The organism is Brevibacterium sp. FAM 24630 (assembly GCF_049804075.1).
Taxonomy (GTDB): domain Bacteria; phylum Actinomycetota; class Actinomycetes; order Actinomycetales; family Brevibacteriaceae; genus Brevibacterium.
Genome location: NZ_JBNBZD010000017.1, coordinates 16652 through 40638, shown reverse-complemented (window position 1 = coordinate 40638; position 23987 = coordinate 16652). Strand labels below are relative to the sequence as shown.

26 protein-coding genes are annotated in these 23987 nt (G+C 64.0%); 14 read left to right on the top strand and 12 right to left on the bottom strand.

Annotation, left to right across the window (positions count from 1 at the left end; genetic code table 11):
* Positions 1-43 precede the first annotated feature (43 nt).
* Positions 44-1456 (bottom strand): MDR family MFS transporter, encoded by a 1413-nt coding sequence (locus ACPUD7_RS12970; protein ID WP_425120137.1) that lies wholly within the window; start codon positions 1454-1456, stop codon positions 44-46.
* A gap of 69 nt (positions 1457-1525) precedes the next feature.
* Here ACPUD7_RS12970 and ACPUD7_RS12965 point away from each other — a divergent pair, with 69 nt between their 5' ends.
* Complete coding sequence (locus tag ACPUD7_RS12965; RefSeq protein ID WP_425120135.1) at positions 1526-2131, top strand: TetR/AcrR family transcriptional regulator; 606 nt, start codon at positions 1526-1528, stop codon at positions 2129-2131.
* Between the two features lie 12 nt (positions 2132-2143).
* Here ACPUD7_RS12965 and ACPUD7_RS12960 read toward each other — a convergent pair whose 3' ends face one another.
* Together ACPUD7_RS12960 and ACPUD7_RS12955 are read right to left on the bottom strand one after the other, a co-directional pair.
* On the bottom strand, positions 2144-3079 hold the full coding sequence (locus ACPUD7_RS12960) for a lysostaphin resistance A-like protein (RefSeq protein WP_425120134.1): 936 nt from the start codon (positions 3077-3079) through the stop codon (positions 2144-2146).
* A 25-nt stretch (positions 3080-3104) separates the two neighbouring features.
* Positions 3105-4352, bottom strand: a complete 1248-nt coding sequence (locus ACPUD7_RS12955; RefSeq protein WP_425120133.1) for a hypothetical protein — start codon at positions 4350-4352, stop codon at positions 3105-3107.
* Positions 4353-4479: 127 nt separating this feature from the next.
* Here ACPUD7_RS12955 and ACPUD7_RS12950 point away from each other — a divergent pair, with 127 nt between their 5' ends.
* The 8 genes from ACPUD7_RS12950 to ACPUD7_RS12915 all read left to right on the top strand — a co-directional run bounded on the left by ACPUD7_RS12950 (position 4480) and on the right by ACPUD7_RS12915 (position 11354).
* The gene (locus ACPUD7_RS12950) at positions 4480-5508 is read left to right on the top strand and encodes a helix-turn-helix transcriptional regulator (protein WP_425120132.1); all 1029 of its coding nucleotides are present in this window, start codon (positions 4480-4482) and stop codon (positions 5506-5508) included.
* A 206-nt stretch (positions 5509-5714) separates the two neighbouring features.
* Positions 5715-6188, top strand: a complete 474-nt coding sequence (locus ACPUD7_RS12945; RefSeq protein ID WP_135538940.1) for a hypothetical protein — start codon at positions 5715-5717, stop codon at positions 6186-6188.
* The gene (locus tag ACPUD7_RS12940; protein WP_135538942.1) at positions 6185-6682 is read left to right on the top strand and encodes a hypothetical protein; all 498 of its coding nucleotides are present in this window, start codon (positions 6185-6187) and stop codon (positions 6680-6682) included. Before ACPUD7_RS12945 ends, ACPUD7_RS12940 begins: the two co-directional genes overlap by 4 nt.
* Positions 6683-6849: 167 nt before the next feature.
* Positions 6850-7731 (top strand): glycerophosphodiester phosphodiesterase, encoded by an 882-nt coding sequence (locus ACPUD7_RS12935; RefSeq protein WP_425120131.1) that lies wholly within the window; start codon positions 6850-6852, stop codon positions 7729-7731.
* Between the two features lie 13 nt (positions 7732-7744).
* Positions 7745-8524: a dihydrofolate reductase family protein gene (locus ACPUD7_RS12930; RefSeq protein ID WP_425120130.1), complete on the top strand. Its 780-nt coding sequence runs from the start codon at positions 7745-7747 to the stop codon at positions 8522-8524.
* Complete coding sequence (locus tag ACPUD7_RS12925) at positions 8521-9030, top strand: flavin reductase family protein (RefSeq protein ID WP_425120129.1); 510 nt, start codon at positions 8521-8523, stop codon at positions 9028-9030. The genes ACPUD7_RS12930 and ACPUD7_RS12925 overlap by 4 nt, the downstream gene beginning before the upstream one ends.
* 173 nt (positions 9031-9203) lie before the next feature.
* On the top strand, positions 9204-10547 hold the full coding sequence (locus ACPUD7_RS12920; protein ID WP_425120128.1) for a TrkH family potassium uptake protein: 1344 nt from the start codon (positions 9204-9206) through the stop codon (positions 10545-10547).
* 66 nt (positions 10548-10613) lie between these two features.
* Positions 10614-11354 (top strand): potassium channel family protein, encoded by a 741-nt coding sequence (locus ACPUD7_RS12915; RefSeq protein WP_425120127.1) that lies wholly within the window; start codon positions 10614-10616, stop codon positions 11352-11354.
* Positions 11355-11372: 18 nt separating this feature from the next.
* On the opposite strand, the gene ACPUD7_RS12910 is transcribed toward ACPUD7_RS12915, so the two are convergent.
* The 3 genes from ACPUD7_RS12910 to ACPUD7_RS12900 all read right to left on the bottom strand — a co-directional run bounded on the left by ACPUD7_RS12910 (position 11373) and on the right by ACPUD7_RS12900 (position 14840).
* The gene (locus tag ACPUD7_RS12910; protein ID WP_135538949.1) at positions 11373-11795 is read right to left on the bottom strand and encodes an organic hydroperoxide resistance protein; all 423 of its coding nucleotides are present in this window, start codon (positions 11793-11795) and stop codon (positions 11373-11375) included.
* A gap of 61 nt (positions 11796-11856) precedes the next feature.
* Positions 11857-12273, bottom strand: coding sequence for a ChaB family protein (locus ACPUD7_RS12905; RefSeq protein ID WP_135538951.1), 417 nt, complete (start codon positions 12271-12273; stop codon positions 11857-11859).
* A 101-nt stretch (positions 12274-12374) separates the two neighbouring features.
* The gene (locus ACPUD7_RS12900; protein ID WP_425120126.1) at positions 12375-14840 is read right to left on the bottom strand and encodes an ATP-dependent DNA ligase; all 2466 of its coding nucleotides are present in this window, start codon (positions 14838-14840) and stop codon (positions 12375-12377) included.
* 216 nt (positions 14841-15056) lie between these two features.
* Here ACPUD7_RS12900 and ACPUD7_RS12895 point away from each other — a divergent pair, with 216 nt between their 5' ends.
* The gene (locus tag ACPUD7_RS12895; protein ID WP_425120125.1) at positions 15057-16487 is read left to right on the top strand and encodes an MFS transporter; all 1431 of its coding nucleotides are present in this window, start codon (positions 15057-15059) and stop codon (positions 16485-16487) included.
* A gap of 141 nt (positions 16488-16628) precedes the next feature.
* Positions 16629-17330: a Ku protein gene (locus ACPUD7_RS12890; protein WP_425120124.1), complete on the top strand. Its 702-nt coding sequence runs from the start codon at positions 16629-16631 to the stop codon at positions 17328-17330.
* 41 nt (positions 17331-17371) lie between these two features.
* Here ACPUD7_RS12890 and ACPUD7_RS12885 read toward each other — a convergent pair whose 3' ends face one another.
* Positions 17372-18628: a phospholipase D-like domain-containing protein gene (locus ACPUD7_RS12885; RefSeq protein ID WP_240689697.1), complete on the bottom strand. Its 1257-nt coding sequence runs from the start codon at positions 18626-18628 to the stop codon at positions 17372-17374.
* A gap of 46 nt (positions 18629-18674) precedes the next feature.
* Here ACPUD7_RS12885 and ACPUD7_RS12880 point away from each other — a divergent pair, with 46 nt between their 5' ends.
* Complete coding sequence (locus ACPUD7_RS12880) at positions 18675-19523, top strand: hypothetical protein (RefSeq protein ID WP_240689720.1); 849 nt, start codon at positions 18675-18677, stop codon at positions 19521-19523.
* Between the two features lie 259 nt (positions 19524-19782).
* On the opposite strand, the gene ACPUD7_RS12875 is transcribed toward ACPUD7_RS12880, so the two are convergent.
* Positions 19783-20193 (bottom strand): hypothetical protein, encoded by a 411-nt coding sequence (locus ACPUD7_RS12875; RefSeq protein WP_425120123.1) that lies wholly within the window; start codon positions 20191-20193, stop codon positions 19783-19785.
* Positions 20194-20296: 103 nt separating this feature from the next.
* Positions 20297-20656 carry a hypothetical protein gene (locus ACPUD7_RS12870; protein WP_135538955.1) on the bottom strand — a complete coding sequence of 120 codons (360 nt, stop codon included), beginning with the start codon at positions 20654-20656 and terminating at the stop codon, positions 20297-20299.
* A gap of 172 nt (positions 20657-20828) precedes the next feature.
* On the opposite strand from ACPUD7_RS12870, the gene ACPUD7_RS12865 reads away from it, so the two are divergent.
* The gene (locus ACPUD7_RS12865; protein ID WP_425120122.1) at positions 20829-21170 is read left to right on the top strand and encodes a hypothetical protein; all 342 of its coding nucleotides are present in this window, start codon (positions 20829-20831) and stop codon (positions 21168-21170) included.
* A gap of 50 nt (positions 21171-21220) precedes the next feature.
* Here ACPUD7_RS12865 and ACPUD7_RS12860 read toward each other — a convergent pair whose 3' ends face one another.
* Genes ACPUD7_RS12860 through ACPUD7_RS12850 form a run of 3 tightly spaced genes read right to left on the bottom strand, consistent with a single transcriptional unit; the run spans position 21221 to position 23147 of the window.
* The gene (locus ACPUD7_RS12860) at positions 21221-22204 is read right to left on the bottom strand and encodes a M56 family metallopeptidase (RefSeq protein ID WP_425120121.1); all 984 of its coding nucleotides are present in this window, start codon (positions 22202-22204) and stop codon (positions 21221-21223) included.
* Positions 22201-22590, bottom strand: coding sequence for a BlaI/MecI/CopY family transcriptional regulator (locus ACPUD7_RS12855; protein ID WP_425120120.1), 390 nt, complete (start codon positions 22588-22590; stop codon positions 22201-22203). Before ACPUD7_RS12855 ends, ACPUD7_RS12860 begins: the two co-directional genes overlap by 4 nt.
* On the bottom strand, positions 22587-23147 hold the full coding sequence (locus ACPUD7_RS12850) for a hypothetical protein (protein ID WP_425120119.1): 561 nt from the start codon (positions 23145-23147) through the stop codon (positions 22587-22589). The genes ACPUD7_RS12855 and ACPUD7_RS12850 overlap by 4 nt, the downstream gene beginning before the upstream one ends.
* Positions 23148-23264: 117 nt before the next feature.
* Between ACPUD7_RS12850 and ACPUD7_RS12845 the strand changes: the two genes are divergently transcribed.
* The gene (locus ACPUD7_RS12845; RefSeq protein ID WP_425120118.1) at positions 23265-23984 is read left to right on the top strand and encodes a DsbA family protein; all 720 of its coding nucleotides are present in this window, start codon (positions 23265-23267) and stop codon (positions 23982-23984) included.
* Positions 23985-23987: the final 3 nt, after the last annotated feature.

The following is a 23987-nucleotide window of genomic DNA, read 5'->3' as shown; positions in this document are numbered from 1 at the left end:
TCGCGGTGAGTTCCGGCGACAGTGACTCGAAGCAGGAGTGGAGTCACTCGGCTTCTTCGGGATTCCTCCGCGGCAGCGACACGGAGAGCACCGCGCCGAGCGCAGCAAGCCCCGTTGCCCACCAGAACGCCTGATCAAAGCCGAGCGCGAGCTCGCCGATTGTCGAGGCGCCGTGGGTGGAAGCGGCAAGGACAACCGCGAGCAGTCCAGCCCCGAAGGCTCCGCCGAGCTGACTGGCGATTCTGGTGATGATGCTGGCATCGGGCATCTGGGCGCGGTCGAGTCCGCGGAATCCCAATGCCATGAGCGGAACGGTGACCACGCCGAGACCGGCTCCGCGGACGAGGAGCGAGAGCATGATCAGCCATCGGCTCGTGCCGGTGCCGACGAAGGCGAACGGCAGTGTTCCGAGTACGACGATGACGAAGCCGATGACGACGAGCCAGCGCGGACCCATCGCGTCCGAGAGGCGGCCGGCGATCGACCGGCTGGCCAGAGTGCCGATGCCCTGCGGGATGAGCAGCATTCCCGCCTCGAGCACGCTGGAGCCGTGCACCTGTTGAAAGAACAGCGGCAGAAGGATCATGGCACCGTAGAGCGCTGTACCCGAAAGGAAGAGCAGCAGCGATGCCGAGGCCAGCGGCCGGCTCTTCAGCAGACGGATATCGACGAGCGGCTGCTCCTTCGTTTTCAGCGTGTGAACGGCGAAGAGGACCACGAGCACCACGCCGGCGATCAGGGGAAGGAGAACATCGACTCTGGCGAAGCCACCGGGCTCGCCGGAATTCGACAGCGCCCACAGGAGCCCGGCGAGCCCTGGAGCCAACAGCACGAAGCCGAGGCCGTCGAAGGGGACACGTCGGAACGGCTGGTCTCTGGGCAGGATGATGATCGCGAGCGCGATCCCGATGACGCAGAAGGGCACATTCACCCAGAACATCCACGACCAATGCAGGTGCTGGAGAATCGCGCCGCCGACGACCGGTCCGAGGATCGGGCCGAGAACCGCCGGAAGGCTCACCACAGACATGACCTTCCCGATGTTCCTCCCGTGTGCCGCCTGCATGACGATGGTGGCCATGAGCGGCAGCATGATTCCCCCGCCCAAGCCCTGGATGACGCGGAAGGCGATGAGACTGCCGGCGCTCCAGGCGAGACTGGACAGAATCGAGCCCACCAGGAACACGGACAGTGCGATGATCCACAGACGTTTGCCGCCGAGGCTCCTCTGCGCCCACCCCGTCACCGGAACGGCGATACCGAGTGCGAGAAGGTACCCGGTGGTCACCCATTGGATGGTCGCAAATCCGGCATGGAGTTCGCGGGCCAAGGTGCCAAGGCCCACGGCGACGATCGTCGTGTCGAAGAGCACAGCCAGCGCACCGACGAGCACCGCGCCGGCTGTCCACCAGACGTGTGGGTCGACTCTGGCAGAGGCAGTCTGAGTAGTGGTCATCGCGGAACTCCCGAAGAATTTTAGATACAATCTGTATCTAAATGGTAAAGCGAGATTTTAGGATACGCAATGTCTCTTAATGAGTCACCCGATAGCCCACCGCCGCGCCGGCGACGCGGCGCCGAGCTCGAGGCCGCCCTTCTGGATGCCGCATGGCAGGAACTTGCCGAGAAGGGGTTCGACGACTTCACCCTCGAGGGATGCGCTGAGCGGGCGCAGACGAGCAGGGCGGTCTTCTACCGCCGCTGGCCGGGCAAGGTCGAGCTGATCAACGCAGCCGCGGCCAGAGCCGGTTCGAGCGAGGAGGTGCCGGATCCAGATACGGGGTCTCTGCGGGGAGACACACTCGAACTGCTCAGGCACACGAACCGTTCGCGTGCACGCATGGGAATCCAGATGATGATGCGGCTGGGAGGATACTTCGAAGAGACGGGTGGAAGCTTCGCCGACCTGCGCAATTCGTTTCTTTCCCGCCGCGGCAGCGCCATGGACGCGGTCATCGAACGCGCGGCGGAGAGAGACGAGGTCGACCTCAAAGCGTTGACGCCGCGCATGATCGCGGTGCCGTTCGACCTCTACCGACACGAACTGATCATGACGCTCAAGGAGGTGCCCGACGACGTCCTGGAAGCCATCGTTGATGAGGTGTTCCTGCCGCTCGTCACACGCAGATGACGAGTGAGCCCGTCAGCGCCGGGCCTCACTTCCAGCGCTTCGATTCCGGTCGGCCCTCCGCCGTGGCACACCGAAGAACAGTGCCCGATCACTGATGACGATCACGGTCGACAGCACCAGCAGCAGACCGGTCTGCAGCACCTTCGAATCGGGGTCGGTCATGAAGAGTTCGGCGGAGACATTGGCTGCGGCATGGAAGACGATGGGGACGATGATGCTGCGCCCGCTGCGGAAATAAAGCCAATTCATCAGCACAACGAAAGCCACCATCGAGGCGGGGAAGTTGAGCGTGTAGAGCAGCCCTGACTTCACGACCTCATTCTGATAGTAGCCGTCGATGAATGACAGCGGCACATGCCAGAGAGCCCAGATGAGCGTGAACAGCATCGATGCGGAGAAGACTCGCATCTTTCGCACCAGCGTATCGGTCCCGTAGCTGTGCCAGGCGAGCTCCTCGACCACAGCCGCGCCGAGCAAGGTCACCCAGACCGGCATAAGTCCTGATGAGAAGCTGAACCCGGTGCGCAGCTGGAACTGTTCGGCCCCATGCCCGAAGAGCAGAGACAGACCCTGAGCAGCCATGAGGCTGAGAAACGGCAGGGCCACAGCACAGACGACGAAGAACCACCCGCGACCCTTCGGCCGATGCAGGCGATTGACGACATCAGCTACAAGCGCCGGCCGTCGGCGGATGAGAAGGAAGACGACGGCGAGCGGAGACAACAGGCCGGCAACGGACAGGAGCAGAGTTCCGATGAGTACGGGTTCATTCTGGTGTGGCAACCGGCTGAGGAGGGCCGCAAGAGACCAGAAGCCCCACGGAAACGCCGTCGCCAGCACGTAGAACAGGACGGGCCGGTCGTACTCGCTCAGGATCGCCTCGTTCTCCACAACCCCGGTGCGACCTTGCCCCTGCCCGCTCCACCCCGTCAAAGCCCGCGTCGTCATGATTCCTGAGAATGGTCAGTCGCTGTCATGTAGCGAGCTCCTCGAGGCGTTTCTGCCAGAAGACGATCTCCTCGAAGAGGCGGGCAGGATCGAGTCCGGCCGCGTACTCGATGAGTTCGTCCTCTTGGTTCGGTGACATCACCCCGGCGGTGCGAAGACGTAGGAACGGTGTTCTCGGTTCGTCATAGATGCGCCGGCGCCATCCGTGCTCATCCTTCTCCCACCCGATCGGCTTGCGCGTGGGGGTGAAGTAGTTGAGTCGGTCGTCGACGGCCCGCCACAGTTCATTGAGCGCATGTCTGGCTGCACCCGAGTCGTACCGACGGATGCCGCCGTACTCGTGCACGAGGTGCTGATGGCGGGACGCTTCGGGAAGCCGGTCCCGTTGGTGGTCTTTGAGCACCGGGCTGAAATGGATGTCGAGTTTCCGGGCCCATCGCCCGGTCGCCTCGTGGACCGCTTCGTCGGCATTGTCCAACTCGATCGCGTTGACCCAGAAGGGGATTCCCTGAACCTCGTCGAGCGACCACTCGAGCAGCTCCACGACGGCGGCTGCATCGTTGTTTTCGAGGCTGCGGGTGAATACCCATCCCGTGTGCAGACAGGTGGCGTTGATCGTGAAGATGCAGTTGTGCGGAAGGGTCGGCCCCGCGTGAGCGATAGTGTCGGCGAGGAAGAAGCCGGGCTCGGACGCGTTCGGCCCTGAGGCGAAATCGAGAAACTCCTCGGTGGGGCTGGTGAACCGTTTCGTCGACACGCGACGATCCCGATAGTCAGCTGATCGCGCGGTGCGCAGGTACCGGTCGATGGAGGCCGGACTGACCGTCAGCAGCTCGTCACGGACTCGACTGCTGTAGCCGCCGCGGCCGGGCATCAGCGCACCGTGCCGTTCGGCCGCGTCAAGGAGCTGAGGCATCACCGCGGCCAGATACTTTCCGCTCTGATATCCCGACCATTCCCACACCTTGACGAGCAGGGCCCGTGACTCGGTCGAATACCGGCAGCACCGCGTGCTCGGTTCTCCCCCAGCCGGGCCCTGGGCATCGGATCCGACCGCAGCCGTGTTGTCACTCACCACCCCGGCCGCGAGCTGCGCCAGTCGCCGCCGAGCGTGATCACGCGACCATCCGGTGAGAGTCATGATCTCGTCGAGGATGCGCCCCTTGTCCTTCTTCCGCGCCTCGGAATAGAGGCCCAGAAAGTCACGGACCAGGATCTGCGAATCCGCATTCGAATTGCCGACGATGTCGTGATTATCCTGTTGTTTGCTCATGAACGTCTTTGTTCCTCCGAATTCTGGGGGGGTCGCATCGTAGTTTTCGATCAACCCCAACTCAATTCGCACGATGCTATTCTGTGATTAGGCAGGAGGTCTTCCTAATCGTCGGAAGACAGCGGAAATGTCACAGACCGCAGCACGGTTGCTCGGATTATTGTCATTGCTGATGGTGCCCAGGACCTGGTCGGGCACGGAACTGGCCGATCGTCTGGAGGTGAGTCCTCGGACCGTTCGGAACGATATCGGTGCGCTGCGCGACATCGGCTACGTCATCGACGGCACCCGCGGCAACGAGGGCGGCTACCGGCTTTCCCCGTTCAATTCGGCCATTCCGCCTCTGCCGCTCGACTCCGATGAGGCGGTGGCCGTCGCTGTCGGCCTCCACTCGGGGCTGAGCTGCATCATCGGCGGTATGGAGGAGACTTCGGCACGAGCATTGGCCAAGCTCGAACACATCCTGCCCGCCGCGGTCCGCACCAGGGTGCACTCGCTGGCCCACTTCACCGTTCCGGTCACAGGGAACCAGCCGATGCCGATCGTTGAGCCCGGTCTCATCGTCAGCCTCATCGATCACTGCCACCGACACGAGCGACTGCGTTTCCGCTACCTCCCCGAGGACGCCCCCGGAAGTCAACCGACCGAGGAGCTCCATCTCGAGGTCGAACCCTATCGGCTCGTCAACCGCCAACACCGCTGGTATCTTCTCGCCTTCGACCCCACGACCAATGATTGGCGGGTCTTCCACGCCGAACGCATTTCGCCGAAGACTCCCAGCGGGCTCCGCTTCGAACCGCGCCCTCTGCCCGCCCGTGATATCGGCGACTATGTCGAACGGCACTCCATCGGGCCCCGTTGGCGACACTCTGCCACGGTCATCGTCATGGCACCGGCCGCCGAAGTGAAGTCGATGATCATGCCTGCAGAAGGCACGGTCGAACCCGTTGACGACGATCGTTCGCTCGTGACCATCGGCGGACAGGACCCGACCACCATGGCGTTGGCCCTGGCAAGGTTGGAGGTCGATTTCGCTGTCGTCGACAGTTCCGAGCTCCGCGACAGTCTGCAGACGCTGGCGGACCGGTTGGGACGAGCAGCTGAGCAGAACAAGGCCGTCGGTCAACCGGATCGCCCCTCGGACATCTCTGGGTGAAAGGTTCAATCGCACAGTGAGCGCATTGTGCGATTGTGCGGAATTTGGCGGGCATGACCGGTGAGTCGTGTCCATTCATTGTGCCCAGATAATCCCCGACTGTAACTTTTCTGGACGCCTTTCAATCACAGATGAACATGATCTCGACTAATCGTCTGATGAAGAATTCGAAGAAAACAGGCTTGTCCCCCGAATGGAGAACATCGATGCTCGTGCTGTTCCGACACGCTTTCATCGTCCTGGCAGCCGTCCCCCTCATAGCAGGATCCATCCCCGCCGAGGCGGTCCCGAAGAGCACGGATCCCCTCGGCCCCGAATCCGCCCAGTCCCTCGATATCCGTCCGCGCCAGATCGCCAGCGAGGAGTTCGTCACCGGAAAGAACTCGGTGCGTATCTCCGTCGAGGGCCTGTATCCGGACGAGGAGGTGCGACTCGATGTCGATGCCGCACCCCGCGAGATCGACGACTTCCAGCAGACGAAGCGGGTCGGTCAGAACGGGTCGGTGACCTTTGACGTCATGGGAGTCTCCGCATCGGACCCGAACCGGTATGCCGGGAACTACCGAGCTCAGGTCATCACCATCGGCGGAGACCGCACGGAACGGATGACCGCCGCGTTCACCGTGATCGCGGTCGCGCCCCACACTGACCGTCTCAAACTCGACAGCGTTCCCCGATGAGCAGCGACCGTTCATCTGCCGCACCCGCAGCGACCTTCCACGCCGAGCAGCTGACCACCCGCATCGGCAAGGTGAACCGCACCTACGCCCGCTTCTACGGTCCAATGTCGCTGCTGGTCATGCTCATGTCGTTCTTCCCCTACTACTCTCAGGGGGCCGAAAGCACGACGACCTACGGAAATCTGTGGCAGGAGGTCCTCCTCACCGGTCACGACACCGATGTCTTCGCCCTGGTCGTGCTGCTCCTCACCGCCGGATTGCTGGTCCCGGCCTCGGCTGGAAGGGTCTCGACGACCGGGCTCATCGGCATCCTCACCGGCTCGATCATCATCGGGTGCACGCTCCTGCAGTCGCCGGGCTATGTCAGCCCACCGGCGCTCACGATTTTCGGCATCGTCGATATCGTGCTGAGCTTCCTCATCGCATCCGTCGCCGTCATCCACGCCTTCCACCTGTTCGCCCTCGACCTCGAATTCCAGCAGCGCTTGAGCTGACGACGTCGGCCTCCGAGTCCGTCGGCCGCACGAACCGACACCTACGGCTCGAAGCGCCCTCGTCTCTCGCCTCCGGCCCGACCGTTCTCTGCCCGTTCGCCTGACCGGCCGGCGGCGTTCACGGCGTCTTCGCCGCAAGGTCGCCTGCTCTCCGTAGCGTCACCGGCATGACACCACAGAGAGCGACATCCACCCGTTTCCGTCCCGTGACGATCCTCGCCACTGCAGTGCTCGCCGCCTCCGCTGCCTTCGGCATCGGCCTTGCCCCCGCCTCGGCCGCCTCCCTCGGCTCGAGCGACGATGCACCGGGACTCGCTTCACCCGGTGACCACGACTTCGCAGCCCCTGACAGGGTCGCCGACGTCGCCTTCCCCACCACGATCTCCCACCGCGGCGGAGCCGACGTCTACCCCGAGGAATCGATGGAAGGATTCACCGCCTCGGCGAAGGACGGGTTCCTCCCGGAGATGGATATCCAGTTCCTCGAGGACGGCACCCCGGTCCTCATCCACGATGACACCGCCGACCGCACTCTCAACGGTGTCAGCGGACCCATTCGGGATCTCAGCCGGGAGGAATGGGACTCGGCGACGATCAAGCACCCCACCGGCGGAGAAGAGGCCGCGACGGTCACTCTCGACGAACTCCTCGACGAGATGGGCGGCGAGGTCGTCATGGCGCCCGAGATCAAGCCCGGGGCCACCTCGGCGGAGGTCGTTCAGGTCCTCGACGAATTCGACGAACGCGGACTTGCCGACTCCCTCATCGTCCAGTCCTTCGACTTCGAAGCGGCGAAGACGATCGCCGAACGCGGGTACACCTCGCTCTACCTCATGGGCGCCACCCTGCCGAAGGAATCACCTCAGGAGATCGCCGAAGCCGGCATCGAATGGGTGGGACCGAGCGCGAAGATGCCGACGAACACCATGCGCACACTCGACAAGGCCGGCTTCCACGTCGCCCCCTACACCCTCGATACCGCGAAGGACGGGCACCGACTGCCCGGATGGATCGACGGATTCTTCACCGACGATGCCTGGAGCAGATGAGTAGACTGCACGGATGGAGCCTCTCGAACGCAGTGCACCGATCCCGGACCCGCTGACGCCCTACCTCGAGGTCGACCGGTCTCAGCCGCGGCACGAATGCTGGGTGACCGGACACATGGTCGCCGGCCTCGACGGCACCGCCGCCATCCACGGCCGCGTCGGCGCCCTGTCGACGGCACCCGATCAGGAACTGTTCCGACGGATGCGCCAGATCGCCGATGTCGTCATGGTCGGTGCGCAGACGGTGCGCAACGAAGGATACGCGCCGATACGGCTGAGTCAGGACGCTCAGGAGCAGCGGCGCCGAGGCGGCCAGTCCGCGATGCCGCCGGTGGCCGTGGTCAGCCGCAGCCTCGGCCTCGACTGGTCGTCATCGGTCTTCGCCGCCGCCCCTGACCATGCCAGGACGCTCGTCATCACCTGTTCGAAGGCGGATCCTGAACGCCTGGCAGCCGCCGAGAAGGCGGCGACGGTGATCATCGCCGGCGAAGACCGGGTCGAGCCGGCAGCGGCCCTGCAGGCTCTGGCCGGGCTCGGCCATCGTGTCGTCCTCTGCGAGGGCGGGCCCAGGTGGCTCGGCGAACTCGTCGCCGCCGACCGTCTCGATGAGCTGTGCCTGTCGATCTCCCCGCTCATGGGCGGCGATCCGCTGCCGGTGAGCATCGCACCGTCGGGAGCGGGCATCGCCGACTTCGACCTCAAGTCCACGATGATCGAGGACAGCACGCTCTTCCTCCGCTACGAGGCGGCCGCGGCGAAGACCCCGGCAGACACTGAGAGGAGCCCGAAATGAGTGAGACGGGAATCGACGACCTCATGGCCTCGGTCGACTCTGCGCTGATCGTGGTCACCACCTCGGCGGAGGGAGAACCGGCCGGGTGCCTGGTCGGATTCCACACCCAATCGAGCATCTCACCGGAGCAGTACTGCTTCTGGCTGTCGAAGGCCAACCACACCTACCGGGTCAGCCTGCGGTCGACTCGCTTCGCCGTCCATTTCCTCACCTCCGCTGACCTCGAATTGGCCCGCCACTTCGGGTCGCAGACGGGCGAGGACACGAACAAGTTCACCGACCTCGACCACACCACCGCCGAGGAGGGGGTGCCCCTGCTGACGGATCTGCCGAACCGCATCGTCGTCGAACGCCTCGCCATGCTCGACGACGGAGGTGACCATGTGGCCAACACCTGCCGGGTGCTCTGGGCGGAGTCGGCCGGGTCCTTCGAGCCGTTGCGTGCCTCGCAGGTCGGTGACCTCTCCCCCGGTCATTCCAGCGAGGAACGTGCCGTGCATCCCTAGCCGTCGGCGCCCGCCTTGGCCCAGACGGCACAGCCTCGTTCAGCAGTCGGCTCTCACTCTGGAACGTGCGCCGATTCATGAGGCTGCACCACAGACGACCCTTTGTGACCTTGGCGAACAGCAGTACTGTTGAGCCATGGTGACAATGGCGGAAGTCATTCGGAGTCGACAGCATGCCGTCTGTCCATAATCCTCATCGCAATGCCATCGACCGTGTGGTCGTGACCTATCTGGCCGCCCTGCTCATCGGAACAGGCCTGCTGATGCTGCCCGCCGCGACAACCACTCCAGGCGGTATCTCGCTGCTGTCTGCTCTCTTCACTGCGACCTCTGCGATCAGCATCACGGGTTTGGAGGTGCTTTCGGCCGGCAGCGACTTCACGTTCTTCGGTCAAGCCGTGATCCTCGGCCTCATCCAGGCCGGAGGCCTCGGTGTCCTCCTGCTCACCACTCTGCTGGCCATGCTCGTTGCGGGAAAGGCGGGTCTCAGACTCCGCGAGTCGGCCGCCGCCGAGGCCAAGACTTCCGATATCGGAGGCATCAGGCCCATGGTGTTGCGGATCATCTGTCTGACCGCCGCGACAGAGGGGATCGTCGCGACGGTGCTGTTCCTGCGTTTCTTCACCTCCTATGGCGAGGAGGCGGGAACCGCGTTGTGGGACGGTGTGTTCCATGCAGTCTCGGCGTTCAACAACGCGGGCTTCGGACTCCGAACCGACAGCCTCGCCCTCTACGCCGCTGATCCCTTCGTGTGCGCACCCATCGCCGCGGCGATCATCCTCGGCGGACTCGGATATCCCGTGTTCATCGAGATCGTCCGCCGCTACCGGACTCCGCTGGCGTGGAACATGACGACACGCGCAGTGATCGTCGCGACGCCCGCGCTGCTCCTGGCCGGCACCGTGTTCATCGCTGTCGTCGAATGGAACAACCCCGACACTCTCGGCCAGTTCGACTGGTGGGGCAAAGTGCAGGCGGCTTCATTCCAATCGACGACCACGCGCACAGCCGGCTTCAGCTCGGTCGACATCTCGCAGCTGCACCCGGCCACCTGGTTCGGCATGGACATCCTCATGTTCATCGGCGGTGGTCCTGCGGGAACAGCGGGCGGCGTGAAGATCACCACCATTCTGGTGCTGTTGGCGATGACGTGGGCCGAGATCACCGGAGGCACTTCAACGAACCTCTTCGGAGCCCGGGTGGCACGCTCGGCTCACCGGCAGGCGACGACGGTGATCGTTCTGGCTCTGGCGCTCATCGCCACGGCGGTTGCCATCCTCATGCTCGACGCGCCACAGCTCGGGCTCGATCGGATCCTCTTCGAAGTGATCTCGGGGTTCGGCAACGTCGGCCTGTCGACCGGCATCACCGCCGGGCTGTCGGGAGTGAGTCAGATCGTCCTGATTCTGGTGATGATCCTCGGACGTCTGGGGCCGGTGACCGTCGCCTCGGGTCTGGCGCTGAGGGCCCGGACGATTCGCTACGAACTCCCGGTCGAACGGCCGCTCATCGGCTGAGCGTCCGGTTCACCATCGACTTCATCCAGATTCAGTCGTCACATCGGTTCGGAAAGGACAACGTATATGAAGAGAAGGAAGTGGCGCACGAGGCCCGCGGCGTTCTTCATGGGCAACCCCACACCCATGGCGCGGCACGGAGCCGTGGCCGTCATCGGGCTGGGCCGCTTCGGCGGGTCCCTGGCCACAGAGCTGGCCGCCTACGGTGTCGATGTCATCGGCATCGACATCGACGAGGCAGTCATCGCCCAATACTCTGACAAGTTGGCTTTCGTCTCTCGGACGGATGCAACGGATGAGACGGTGCTGCGTCAGCTCGGCATCGACAGTGTCACACGAGTGGTGATCGCGATCGGCGGCGATCTCGAGGCCAGCATCCTCACTGCTTCGAAAGTCCTCAAGATCGGGAATCGCCACATCTGGGCCAAGGCTGTCAGCCAGACGCACGCGGACATTCTTGGTCAACTGGGGATCGAGAATGTGATCCGGCCGGAGAACGACATGGGCCGCCGCATGGCGCATCTCATCCGCGGGCACATGTCCGACTTCATGCCGGTCAGCGAAGATTTCGTTCTCGCCCGCACAGCTCCGCCGGTGCGCATTTCGGACTCACCACTGGCTTCATTCGACATCAAGCGCGAATACGGAGTCAGCGTGGTGGCGTTCAGGCGGGACGGCGAGGAGAGCTGGGACATCGCCGATCAGGATGTCACTCTCTACGCCAACGATGAGATCCTCATCGCGGGAAGCCCCCGAGAGGTGGAGGACTTCAGCACCCTCGACGAAGAGGACGACGAGGAGGACTGAAGTCCCGAACCACTGCTCTCAGACGGCGACGACTTCGACCGGGATATTGCCGCGGGTGGCCTTGGAGTACGGGCAGAGTTCGTGGGTGCGGTCGACGAGCTTCTGTGCGGTCTCGTGATCGACATCGGGAATGGAGACCTCGAGCCTGACCGACAGTCCGAAGCTCTCACCCTCCTTGCCGATTCCCACCTGCGAGTTGACCACCGACTTCGAGGTGTCGATGCCCTGTTCCTTTCCGGCCAGGCCGAGTGCGCCCTGGAAGCAGGCTCCGTAGCCGACGGCGAAGAGCTGTTCGGGGTTGGTTCCGCCGCCCGGTCCTCCCTGCTCCTTCGGCGTGCGCAGATCGACGTCGACCATCTTGTCGTCGGTGGCTCCGTGTCCGTCTCGGCCACCGGTGATCTGGGCCTTCGCGGTGTAGGCGATGCTCTCAGGTGTGTTCAACTTCTTCTCCTTCTCGTCCGGGCTGAAATTGATTCAGCCGTGTGCTTTCGTGCTGGGCTGTTCAGGACCTGTTCTTCGTCTTCCGGCTGCTTTCGCGTTCGAGCGCTTCGACGAGTTCGTCCTTGGTCATGGTCGAGCGGCCAGAGATGCCGAGTCGCTTCGCCTCTGCATAGAGGTGCTCCTTCGAGGCATTCGCATCGACACCGCCGGCTGTCTGACGGTTGGTGTTCTTCCCGCCCTTGCTCTGGGAATCGGAAGGCCCGGGCGCAGGTTTGGCCTCCCACCGGTCGCCGACCTTCTCAAAGGTGTGTTTGAGCGCATCGTAGGCGACTCGGTGGGCCCGTTCCTCATCGTGATACTCATCCATCGCCGAGTCGTAGGCCTTGGCGAACGTGCGCTGAGCCTTCTGGCTCGACCGTTTCAGTGTTGCGGGCAGCTCCGACTTCTTCGGGGTTCCCGAACTGGTGGTTTTCGGCATGATGACCACTTCTCCTCAAGGTGTCGAGGTCATGGTGCCACTGACACTAACGCAGTTCCCGTGTTCATGTAAGGGGGCGCAGAGTCGGCAGCGATCCCCGTTCAGATACGGACGTCACCCGGGTCGACGTCATCGCGCAGGCCCCGCCAGATGGGGTGGCGCAACCGTCCTGCATCGGTCTCTCCTGCGTAGCGGACTTCACCGACCAAGGCGGGCCGGACCCAGTGAGCATCACGTGATTCGGCGTCCGGAACCTCGAGCGGCGGTGTCTTCCGTGACAACCGGTCGAGGCTGCGGCGCAGCGAGCGCAGCCCGTGTTCGTCGAAGCCGGAGCCGACGCGGCCCAGATAGACGAGATCGTTTCCGTCATAGGCTGCCAGCAGGAGGGAGGCGAAGGTCGGCGAGCGCTCTCCGGTGCCGGTGCGCCAGCCCACGATGATCACGTCTCGGGTCATGGAGTGCTTGAGCTTCACCCACGTCTGCGTGCGTCGACCCGAGAGGTAGACGCTGTCTCTCCGCTTGGCCATGACGCCTTCGAGTCCGAGCTGCTTGCTGGACTCCATCGCTTCGTCGATGCTTCCCTCGAAGGCTTCCGGGACATGGATGCTCTCGCCCTCGGACACGTGGCCCCCCAGCCGCTGCCGCCGATCGACATAGGGCACGCGCAGGAGGGAGTCCTCTCCTGCCTCGAGCACGTCGAAGACCATGAGGTGCACGGGCGTCCTCCGACGCTCGCGCTCGACGTCGGCCGTGCGGCTCAGCCCCATGCGCCGCTGGAGACGCCCGAAGTCGGGGCGGCTGCCGGGCCCGAGGGCGACGATCTCTCCGTCGAGGACGCAGTCGGAGTCGACGCAGTCCGCCAGTTCCGCCAATTCGGGATAGGTCTGAGTCATGTCCTTCCCGTTGCGGCTGGTGAGGACGACTCCTCCGGGAGAGTCTCCGCTGGCTGCTCTCACCGTCGCGAGGGCACGGATCCCGTCCCATTTCATTTCGAACGCCCAGTCCTCGGCTTCTCGTCGTACCGAGCCGAGGTCTCCGATGCGAGCGAGCATCGGCTGGATGTCCGATGCTCGCGGCCCTCCGTCCTGGCCGGTCGCAGACTTCGAAGTCTGGTCGGACTTCGACTCTCTCCCGGTGATGAGGTGGATCATCCAGTTTTTTTCGGGGTCCTTGTTCGGACCATGCTCACCGGTGTTGAACAGGGCGAAGCGGCGCACTCCCCCGAGCCCGCCGTCCTTCCGGCCGTGGAGGACGGCGATGATCTCATGCCCGTCCTCCCACTTCTCGACCTCACAGGTCCCGGCGTCCCAGATCGAGACCTCGCCGGCGCCGTATTGGCCCTTGGGGATCCGTCCTTCGAAGTCGGCGTACTCGAGCGGATGGTCCTCGGTCTGCACGGCCAGACGGTTGTGCTTCGGATCGGTCGGCGGGCCCTTCGGCAGCGCCCAGGAGACGAGCACCCCTTCGTGTTCGAGCCGGAAGTCCCAGTGCAGGCTGCTGGCATGGTGTTCCTGGATGACGAAGCTGAGGTCGCGTCCGCTCGTACCGTGCCTGTCGGGGATAGGTTCGCTCGTGTGCTTCGGATCCCGTTTGCTCCGATAGATCTCCAATCGATCGCGCTCGGGTTCCTGCGGTGCTTCGACACTGCCGCCGGTCGCCTCGGTGAGGGGCTCGAGCAGGTCTCCGTCGTCGAGACGATCGAGGACCTCTTCGAAACGCAGCTGTTCGACAGTCGCCGGATCATCGAATTCGGCCCAGGTGCGGGGCGCGGCGACCGTCGGAGCGAGTCGACCGCGCAGGGAGTAGGGGGCGACGGTGGTCTTCGCCGCCGAGTTCTGCGACCAGTCGATGAACACTCTGTTCTCCCGCAGGGTCTTCTTCATCGCCGAGACGATGAGGTCCTTGTGATCGGATTCCAGGCTGCGGGCAAGCTCGTGAGCGACATCGGAGATCTCCTGGGACGTCGCAGTCCCGTCCAGCGGAGCGTAGAGGTGGACACCTTTCGAGCCGCTGGTGACGGGGAATACGTCGAGGCCCATTCCGTCGAGCAGCTCGCGGACGAGCTGGGCGACTTCGACACAGTCGGCCAAGCCCCGTCCCGGTCCGGGGTCGAGGTCGAAGACCATCCGATCGGGGTGCCTGCTGTCTGACGAGATGGTGCCGGGGTCCTTCGCCCCGGTTCGCATCGTCCACTGCGGCACGTGGATCTCGAGTGAGGCCATCTGGGCCAGATACGTCAGCGTCGCCAGGTCGTTGACCAGCGGGTACCGCTTGGATCCGGTGGAATGGCGGATCGCGCGCGAGGGGATCCGCGACGGGGCGGAGTCGGGCAGATCCTTCTCGAAGAACACCTGTCCCGGATCCTCGGCCGTGCCGACGCCGTCGACCCAGCGTTTGCGCGTGGCGATGCGATCCCGAGCATGACGGATGAACGGCTCGGCGACCCTGGCGAAGTAGTCGAGGACTTCGCCCTTGGTCGTCCCCGTCTCCGGGTAGAGGATCTTGTCGAGGTTGGTCAGCGTCAGCCGATGGCCGTCGACGGTGACCTTCTGCTCCTGACGTGGCATGGGCACCTCCTGTGGACTGCAGGGTACTCGACTTCGGCGCAGCGCACGAGGGGGCACCACAACGCTGCCCGGACGTGGTAATGTCCCGAGCGCAAGCGCCCACCCTGCCTCGGGCAGGCATTCGGGCCGAGTTGGTCCGGCTCAGTTGAGCGACACGAAAACGGGTGTGAGACCACCGCTCGATCACACCCGCAGACAGTCGGGAGGTTGAGAATCATGAGCGAATCCTCATCGGACGAGAAGATCCCCACGCCGGACGGCATCGACATGAGCAAGATGCCGCCAGACGACAAACGCACACTCAAGCGCGCCATCGGAGGCTCAGCGCTGGGCAACGCCGTCGAATGGTTCGACTACGGCGTCTACTCCTATGTCTCGGTCTACATCGCCAATGCGTTCTTCCCCGGCGAATGGGGCGTAGCCCTCACCTTCGCCTTCCTCGCCCTCTCCTTCGTCTTCCGGCCGCTCGGCGGTTTCGTCCTCGGCCCCTTGGGCGACAAGATCGGGCGCCAGCACGTCATGGTCCTGACCATCATCATGATGACGATCCCGACCACACTGATCGGCATCCTGCCCACCTATGCCACTCTGGGCGCCTTCGCCCCGATCCTGCTGCTCCTGTGCCGGATGGTCCAGGGCTTCTCCACCGGCGGGGAGTACGGCGGTGCCGCGGTCTACATGGCGGAATCGTCACCGGATAGAAGACGTGGCTTCTGCGGTTCCTTCCTCGAACTCGGCACCGTGGCCGGGACCGCCTCGGCGGCTCTGGTCTGCACCATCCTCCTCGTCCTCGTCGGCAGCGACGGCATGGACGCCGGCTGGTGGCGTCTGCCCTTCCTGCTCACCCTGCCGCTGGGCGCAATCGCTCTGTGGCTGCGGATGAAACTCGATGAGCCCGAGGCCTTCTCCGAGGCGACGTCGCGGCAGAAGACGACGAGGAAGCCCTTCCGGGATCTGTTCCGCGGATATTCGAAGCAGATCACGATGCTCATGGCGTTCGTCGTTCTGCTCAACATCGGCCAGTACATGGTGCTGACCTATATGCCGACCTATCTGGCCGATACGCTGGGGCATTCGGAGGTCGAGAGCAACTTCATGCTCATCGGTCTGCTCGCGGCGATGATGGTCGTCATCACCCCGCTGGGGCGGCTGACGGACTCCATCGGCCGCAAACCGGTGCTGTACACCTCGGCGATCGGTTTCATCCTCCTCTCCGTGCCCGCCTTCATGCTCATGCATGCAGAGGGCCCCGGCTGGCAGATCCTCGGGTTGGGCATCATCGCCCTGCTCCAGGTGATGCTCCAATCCTGCGTCTCCGCGACACTGCCGGCGATCTTCCCCACGCAGGTGCGCTTCTCCGGATTCGCCATCGGCTACAACATCTCGACGGCGATCTTCGGCGGCACCACGGCAGCGGTCAATACCTTCGTCATCAAGCAGACGGGATTCGACCTTTTCCCAGCCTTCTACCTGGTCGCGGCCGGTATCATCGGTCTCATCGGCATCCACTTCTTCAATGAGACAGCCGGGCGGCCCATCAATGGTGACACGCCCCCGGGCTCCGAAGACGAGGAGCTCGCCGAGATGGGCTATGAGCTCATCGGGTTCAACGACAACGGTGCCGGCGAGGAGAAGGCGACGACGTGATCACCACCCACGTGATCACACTTGCAATGCCCTGTTCCATGCATTGCCGGGCAGCAGCCGGGGTCTTCTCCGCGTAGAAGGCCCCGGGCGACAGTCACGCAGGGGCTGGCCAAGCTTCGGTGCCTGCGTTTCAATGGAGGTATGAGAGCGATTTGGACCGGGTCGATTGCTTTCGGTCTCGTCAATGTGCCGGTGAAGCTGTATTCGGCGACCGAAAGCCACGATGTGCGGATGCACCAGGTGCATGAAAAGGATGGCGGGCGCATCCGCAATCAGCACCGCTGTCAGGAATGCGGCAAGGTCATCGACTACGAGAACATCGTCAAGGCCTACGATGACGGCGATCATCGCGTCATCCTCTCGGACGAGGATTTCGAGGCTCTGCCCGCCGATGACAGCGACGACCTCGACGTGTTGCAGTTCGTCCCCAGCGATCAGATCGACCCGATCATGTTGGAGAAGTCGTACTTCCTCGAACCGACATCGAAGACGCCCAAGGCCTATCTGCTCCTGCGCCAGACGCTCGAGGACACGGACCGGACGGCGATCGTCAAGATCACCCTGCGCACCCGGACCCGGCTGGCGATCCTGCGCGTGTGCGGAAAGCTGCTCATGCTCCAGACGCTGCGCTGGGCCGATGAGATCCGTGACGTCGATTTCAAGGGTGTCAATTCCCGCGCCCAGATCTCTGACCAGGGTGAGACGCTCGACCTCGAGGAGGCCTTCCCCGAGGACGAGGAGGATGAAGCGCCGTCCGGCGACGTCATCGACCTGATGGAAGCGCTGTGCAAATCCGTGCACAGCATCCGTTCGCAGAAGCAGACGAAGAAGCGCACAGGCTGAACCTGCCGAAGACCAGGATCAGGGGAACGGATGAGCCCGCATCACAGCCAGGGGCGCATCGGCACGAGCACACGTTCGGCGAGCTTGGTCAGCCGGTGGCGGTTGAGCCACTCGGAGCCGAGTTCGACACAGTGTGCGGAGTCGCTTTCGAACACCTTCTCCATTTCAGCGGCGAATGCGCTGTCGATGACTTCGACATTGGTCTCGTAGTTGAAGGTCAGCGACAGTCGGTCGATGTTGGCCGTACCCACCGTCGACCATTCGCCGTCGACGGTGGCGACCTTCGAATGGATCATGCTCGCGGTGTAGAGCAGGACCGTGACCTCGGAGTTGATCATCTGCTCGAAGAACCCTCGTGAGAGCCAGTCACCGAGGATGTGGTTGGACTCCTGCGGAACCATCACCCGTACGTCCACTCCCCGACCGGCGGCTTCGATGAGGGCAGCCAACAGCTGCTGGTCGGGGATGAAGTACGGAGTTGTCAGCCAGATCCGCGTCCGGGCCCGGGCGAAGGCGTTGAGGTACATGTTCCGAATCGGATAGACGAGGTGGATCGGAAGATTCGCCGAGACCCGAAGCTTCGATTCCCAGGCCGCAGGAGGAACCCAGGGGATCTGTTCGTCCGCGTCGTGGAATTCGTTCCAGACCTGCGTGATCGTCTGCCGCAGACCCCAGGCCCCGGGACCGACCGATCGCAGGTGGGTGTCACGCCAGTGACGGGCGTAGAGAGCTCCGATGTTGAATCCGCCGACGAATGCCACATCATCGTCGATGACGAGGATCTTCGAATGGTTGAATCCCGAGTGGCGCATCGGTCCGCGCCAGAACCGCCGTGCCACCGTCGGCAGGCGCAGTACATGAATGGATTCGGAGAGCTGATGGTAGAACGAACTCGGGACCGACAGGTTCGCGAAGCCGTCGTAGATGAGGTGGACTTCCACCCCGCGTGCGGAGGCGGCGTTGAACGCGTCGATGAACCTCTGCCCCACCTCGTCGTTCTTCCAGATGAATGTCTCCATGAGGATCGACTCTCGGGCGGAGCCGATCGCATCGAGCATGTCATCGTAGAGGGTGGAACCGTCAGTGTAGATGTTGAGTTCGGACTGTTCGACCGTCGAGCTGAAGGTTCCCGGTCGCGGAGCGATGCGCGACTTCCGTCCTCGTTGCTGGATGAGATCGACGGCCATCGAAGCAACGACGGTCGCCGGCACCGCGCTGGCCACGCCGGCAATCGCCCAGGGGATGATTCGCTGCAGTCCGCTGACATGGCGGAGGGCCGAATTTCTCACAGGAGACACTCGTTCACTCTATCGCCTCCACCCCGTCAACCTCCATCAGGTGAAGATGCTGCTCACTCCCCCGAGTCCGACGAGGCAGCCGTCGACCCGACACGCGACGGCCACACCCTCTTACGCCTCTGCCGGAGCTGAACTATTCTGGCCGGAATTCGCCACCGACCTGCTGCAGTTCGCCAAGGGTGTGATCGCCGCGACCGCGGCGTGGTGGCTCTCGGACTCCGTCCTGGACAGCCAGATGGCTTTCCTTGCGCCGTGGACCGCGCTGCTGACAGTCCATGCCACCGTCTACAGGTCGTTGTCGCGAGGTGTGCAGACGACGATCTTCGTCCTCGGTTCCGGATTCGATTCTCAGCAGCCGCTGCTCGGCAACCGATTGCTCGAACTCGGTCTCGGTGTGGCCGTCGGCCTCGTGGTCAATCTCCTCGTGGTCCCGCTCCTGCAGGATCGGCAGGCGGCACGCTACATCGACAGCGTGAACCGGCAGATGGGAGACGTGCTCATCGACATGCCGGACCAGTTCCATCGCGCATGGGACGCAGATGCTGCCCAGCAGTGGTTCGAACGCACAGAAGCCATGACCCAGGAGCTCGAATCCGCATGGCAGACCGTGCGATTCGCCCGCGAGAGCCGACGCATCAATCCCCCCACAGCGCTGCGTTCCAGCAGACTGGGCCGACGGGCCGCCGCCGATGCCGGACGGTCCATCGCCGATCCCGATGCCGAGGTCCAACCGATCTTCGACCGCCTCGAGCAGCTGCCGACCGATAGCTCGAAGGATCTGACGCTTCCGCAGATCGCCTGGCCGTTCTACGGCTCACTCATCACGAGCCTGCGCCACATCGTCGTCATCGTCGACGACGTCGCCTCGGCACGCAGAGCACGAGAATCGGGCTGATGCGCGCGAGCTGAGTCTCCGATCACCCGTTGAGCCCGAGCCCGGCCTATGTCTCGTCACCTCGGCGCTCGAGCCTGCCGCGTCGATTGTGCCAGACAGCTCCCTGCCTGATCGCTTCGCGCACGGCCGCACGGAAGCGTCCCGCCCCCATCGGCGAGCCCCGATCGCGCGGTAGAGTTCCACCTCGCCGACAGGTTCCATGCGGTGGACGAAATCGATGATCCCGTTGACCTCGTTGGCAGAGACCCCGGTCGGAACATCACCTGAGGACGCCGAGGGCCACGGCGCATAGATGCCGGTCAAGTGTGACGGGGCCGGCGAAATCGCTCAGCGACCACAGGAAGATGAAGATCGGCACGTTGGCCATTGCCACACCGTAGAACCCGTGGAAGAGCGTGACGAGGTTGAAGGTGATTCCGTTGCAGAGGAACGCCTGTCCGACAAAGAGGATGAGGCAGAGGATCGACCGTTTGGGGTAGATCGTGAACGCGACCTTCATGATCTCGACGAAGGAGATCGTCTTCCGCTGTCGCACGGTGATGATCTTCTCCGGTGCCGGCAGGGCCTGGGAGGTCTCCACCTCGACGCCGTCTTCGATGTCGCCGACGATGCGCTCGGCTCCGTCCTTCTGCCCAACAGGAACCGTTGATGATGAGGTCGATACGTCCACGCACGCGGGCCGGGATGAGTTCGTCGATTGCCGAATTCACGGCCGCGTATTCGCCGCCGATCCCGGCGCCGGTGAGGAAACGGGTGTATGACCCGACCGCTCATCACCAGGGGTTGGCGTCCTGCCACCGACGGAACCAGTACGGGTCGCCCTGATAGTGGGACTTCTCCGGTCGGCACCCGCGCAGATCCGAGTGCTCTCCCAGCCAGGTTCGCACCACGGACTGGACCTCATCCATGCGTTCGAGCCAGTCGTCGAGCGGCAGCAGGAGGACCGCCTCGTCGACGGCTTCGAGACGGCACGAATAGGTCGGCAGTCCCTCGGTGATCTGCGAATGCGTGTAGCTGATCTGGTCGCATCCGGTGGTGAGGTAGAAGCGGATGTACTCGCCGCAGACATATGAGCACAGCGTCTTGAAGTTCTGGTAACGCACAATCCATGCCGGCACCTCGTATTCGGACATAAGTTCTATTATGCGTTACTGAACGTCGTCTCACCAGCCCCGAGCACCATTCCACGTGTAATCGGGCCAGGGCAGATCGATGGGCGCCTCGAAGTCCTCCGCCAAGAGGGGCGGCATCGGCTCAGCGTCGACCCTGCGGGCGAATTCCGATTTCGCGTCGGCCAGAGAGCGGGTGACGAAACCTCTCGATGCAGGTGTCATCCGCATCTCAGCTATCCAGCCCGGCGGCATCTCGCGCAGCCGGTTCTCCATCGGTCTCGGGATCTCCGCCCGCGGGGACGTCAACGCAGTCCGAGAGCTGATTCTTGCCACACCAGCTATCCACTTCGCCGCCCGCGCCCACGGCAGCTTCGACTTCATCGCCACCGTCCATGGCCAGGTCTCGAGCGAAGTGCTCGCGACTGTTGAGTCTCTGCGAACCCTGCCGGAGGTCGCTTACCTGGATTCGTGGACCCACCTCGACCTCGTCAAGGAAGGATATGCCCGCAGCGTCGGACACGAGCTGCGCCTGTGAGAGTACGGACGGAAGACAGAATCCGGCTTGCCCTCGCCCCAGGACTGCCTTCAGGGCAGGGTGCAGCCAGTGAGCAGGACCCCGACGTAGGTGGCGATGACCGAGGAGAAGAGGACGCAGAAGGCGGCCAGCGCACTGCTCAGGGCCACCGTCGGCAGCAGTCCCGGGGACATCCCCACGGGCGCGACGAGTTGCCGGACCCGGTCGGGCCCGGCGATATTCAGCGCATATGAGCCGCCGAGGTGGCCGCCTTCTCCCACCTGGGGTCCGATCTTGAGAAGAGCACTGGCAAGCGCGGGTGTCCCTGCGACTTTCCGTGCACGGTCGTCGGCCGCGATCTCGAGGTAGAGAGGGACCGAGGCGGCGACCTCGGCGAAGAGCGGGATGAACCGCAGCGGCCGCACGAACGCCTCCACAACAGCCATGACGGCATGGTGGCCTTGGTCGACATGAGCCCTCTCGTGCTCGAGCACCGCCTTCAGCTCGCCTGGCTCCAGTGCCGAAAACAGGTCCTCAGACAGCACCACTCCCCCGTACCTGCGGGGCAGCGAGAACGCCAGAAGACGACGACCGCTCACAGCCTTGACGGTCCGGCCGGCCACCTCGACGTCCACGGCCTCGCGGCTGAGGAGGCGTGCCGTTTCAGCGTTCTCACGATGCCGCCGCCTGGCCAGAAGACCACCACGGATGAGGAATCCGAGGGAGACGACCAGAGGCAGAAGGAGGAAGAGGACGACGGGGACGAGCGTGTCGATCTGAGCACCGCCGAAGGGGTTCGCCGCGATGAGGCAGCGCTGGCACACGTCGCCGATGGGCATCGGCAGCACATCGGGGCCCTTGAGCAGCCATGCCGCCATGAGGCTGAGCGCGGTCACCACGGCCCAGGACAGCAGCGGCAGGGACAGGAGGGCGAACACCGCCACGCGCGGCACGCGCATGAGCACCGGCGCGGCCGCGCGGACGAGAGCAGGGCCGGCCCAGGCGAGGACGAAGGCGAGCGCGGCGACGCACGCACCGCTGATCAGCATGCTCATTCGGCGACATCCTTCGCCTCGAGGTAGTCGCGCAGCAGTCGGATGTCGGCGGCATCGATGCCCTCGACGAAGTGGAGGATCGAGGCCGCTCGGTCTCCGCCGTCGACCAGGGCCGCCCGCATCATCCGCGCAGTGTGCTGCTCACGACTGACGACCGGAGCGTGGAGAACCGAACGGCCGCGACGCTCGCGGCTGACGAGTCCCTTACGTTCGAGGTTGGTCAGCACGGTTGCGATGGTGGTGTAGGCGGGCTCGGCCTCCGAGAGCTCGATGATCTGCCGAACCGTGAGCGGTTCGTGGTCCCACAGCAGTCCCATCACCTGCTTCTCGAGAGCGCCGAGGCGAATCGGCGAGGAGCTCGCACCCCGGTCGTCGGTGTCAGTCATGAGCGGGTACTCCTTTCGGACGTGGGAAGCGGGCACGAGTACTGGCCCTTGAGACGGATGATCACGGCTGCCAGCAGAAGGATGACCGAGACTGCGGCCAGGAGGGGTTGGAGCGGTGCGAAGTAGGTCAAGGCGCCGGTGTAGCCCAGGGCCAGCAGTGCGATCTTGTTGCACACCGGGCATCCGACGGCGAACCATCCGAGCATTCCGCCCACGCCGCCGAGGACACCCGACCGCCCCTCGGAAGCGACCTCCGGGCCGCGTGCCCCTCCCTCGTAAGCGGAGTCCGGGTCGCTCGACCGCCCCTCGGATGCGGATCCCGGGCTGCGCACATAGCTGGCGATGAGCATTCCGAGCAGCAGCGCCGTGAGGATCCACACCGGGTAGTCCCACCACACGGGCGGGATGTCGCGGGCGAAGAGGGCATTGGGGATGAGCACCGTCGCGAACCCGATGATCACAGCGGACCCCGCGGCCGTGGCCGCGGCCACACCGATGCGCCTGCGGTCCCAGAGCAGGAGGCCCCGGTAGGCGTCTCTGAGCGCGTCGACAAACATGAGATCCCCTCTCTGACATGGTGACGACATGAGTCTACTATGCACATTAGTATACTATGGTCCATAGTAAATTGGTCGACTCGATCACACCCGACGCCCTCACCCCAGGAGGCTTTTGTGCTCCGCACCGAACGCGGCCCCATGTTCTGGCTCGTCCCTCTGACCGTCATCATCCTCGCCACTGTCGTCATCGGCATCGTCATCGTCAACCAGGGAGGCTCCGATGCCGATACCCAGGGGCAGAGTACGAGTTCGCAGAACGATTCCGCCGAGGAGGACGTCGATCTGTCCTTCGTCGAGCACAGGGATTCCGAAGAGACGAACGCGGTCGGCGACGTCGATGCCCCGGCCACTCTCGTCATGTACTCGGACTACCAGTGCCCCTACTGTGCAACATGGAACGAGGACACCCTGCCGGCGATGCTGGACTATGTCGACTCCGGTGACCTCCGGATCGAAATGCGCGACCTCGCGGTCTTCGGCGAGGAGTCCGAGCGGGCCGCTCGTGCCGTCTTCGCCGCAGGCATGCAGGATGAGTACTGGGACTACCACAACGCCCTATTCGAAGGCGGCGAGCACCGCCCGAAATCCCAGCTCGACGATGACTCACTCGTCAGCCTCGGCGAGGAGCTCGGACTCGATCCTCTGCAGTTCAAGCGCGACATGAATTCGACTCAGGCCCACGAGGAGTTCGAAGCCGTCTCCGAGGAAGGGCAGTCGATCGGCGTCTCGAGCACCCCAGCCTTCGTCATCGGAGGAAAACCGCTGCTCGGCGCACAGCCCACCCAGGAGTTCACCGACGCGGTCGATGAGGCGCTCGCCCGAGCCGAGGACTGAAAC